Source organism: Herbaspirillum lusitanum P6-12, assembly GCF_000256565.1.
Taxonomy (GTDB): domain Bacteria; phylum Pseudomonadota; class Gammaproteobacteria; order Burkholderiales; family Burkholderiaceae_D; genus Herbaspirillum; species Herbaspirillum lusitanum.
Window position 1 is genome coordinate 1 of sequence record NZ_AJHH01000573.1, and the last position, 652, is coordinate 652.

Sequence of the window (652 nt, forward strand, 5' to 3'; positions counted from 1 at the left end):
CCGCGGCGCTGGGCGACACCGCCCCCGATGCGGCAGTACGCGCCGCGTCCGGTGCGTTGGCGATTGCCACGGCACAGATGGCTTCCGAACTGCGCAAGAGCCTGGCGCAGCGAGGTCTCGATCCGGCTGAATTCGCACTGGTGCCGTTCGGCGGCGCCGGTCCCACGCACGCCAACTGGCTGGCCGAAGAAGCCGGCCTGGCGCATGTCGTGATTCCGCTCAAGCCGGGCACATTCTGTGCGCTGGGTGCGGCGACCGCCGACCTGCGCCGCGATTTCGTGCGCAGCCTGCGCGTCACGCTTGACGACCGCGCGGCCAACGACGTCGACGCCATCTGGAACGAACTGGAAACCAGCGCACGCGAATGGTTGCAGCAGCAGGGCGTGGGCGGCACCGGCCAGCCGTCGCTGCGTCCCGCACTCGACATGCGCTACGCCGGGCAGGCGTATGAACTCAATGTCGCCTTGCCGCATCCCTTGCCGTCGCCGCTGCAGGCGGATTACCTGATCGAAGCTTTCCATCGCGAGCATGAACGCCTGTACGGGTTCCGTGACGAACAGGCGCCGGTCGACATCTCGACCATTCGCCTGGCCATCGTCGGCCACCTGGTAACGGCCGCGGAAGTATATTATTAGTTACGTCTTATACCCGA

At 66.4% G+C, this 652-nt stretch carries 1 protein-coding gene; it reads left to right on the forward strand.

Features of this window, described 5'->3' with window-relative positions; all coding sequences use genetic code 11:
* Positions 1-635: hydantoinase/oxoprolinase family protein (locus HLUSI_RS29590; RefSeq protein WP_040503673.1), on the forward strand; the 635-nt coding region annotated here is incomplete at its 5' end.
* Positions 636-652: the final 17 nt, after the last annotated feature.